This is a genomic window from Agrococcus sp. HG114 (genome assembly GCF_024723325.1).
Taxonomy (GTDB): domain Bacteria; phylum Actinomycetota; class Actinomycetes; order Actinomycetales; family Microbacteriaceae; genus Agrococcus.
The window spans coordinates 1-617 of record NZ_JANQCH010000266.1; the positions used below are offsets into that span (position 1 = coordinate 1).

Annotated in this window: 1 protein-coding gene; it reads right to left on the reverse strand. The window is 73.3% G+C overall.

Annotation, left to right across the window (positions count from 1 at the left end; genetic code table 11):
- Positions 1-419: hypothetical protein (locus tag NWP09_RS13155; RefSeq protein ID WP_258275930.1), on the reverse strand; the 419-nt coding region annotated here is incomplete at its 3' end.
- Between the last annotated feature and the right edge of the window lie 198 nt (positions 420-617).

Here is a 617-nt window from a genome sequence, read left to right on the forward strand (position 1 = left end):
GCGCCACGCTGCTCGGCACGCGTCTCGGCGGCGGCGCGGCTCTCGCGGCGGGCTGCGGCGGCGTCGGCGAAGTCGGGGTGCGGCTGCCCGGCCGGGAGGTCGTCGCTGTCGTCGGTGTCGCCGTCGAGCGGGTTGTCACCGATGAGCGGGGCTCGCTCCTCGCCGAACTCTCCTCGCCGCTCGAGCACGAACACGGCCGAGAGCATCGTGATGAGGGAGAGGCCGACGTACGTCCAGCCGAGCACGTTGTTGCCGACGAGCCCGAGCGAGTCGGTGACGCGCGTGTAGCTCAGCACCGCGAGCAGCGCGCCGACGCCGATGAGCACGGCGGTGAGCACCACGAACCACGTGGGCCGGGTGCGACGGGTCGCGATGACGACGCCGATGAGGAGGGCAGCGAGGCCGAGCAGGTAGTGCATGCGGTCACTCTAGGCGCGCCTGCCTGAGATGGCACGGGATTCTCGACGTCGCCGGTGGTCGGCCGAGGAGCATGCGGGCGGGCCCGGCCACCGGCGACGTCGAGGAAGCCCGGTGGGGGGGCGGATGCGCGCGCCGCGACCTGCGCGTACGTCACGACGACGCCGTGGTACTGCCGGGGGTAGTCGCCGTCGCCGTTC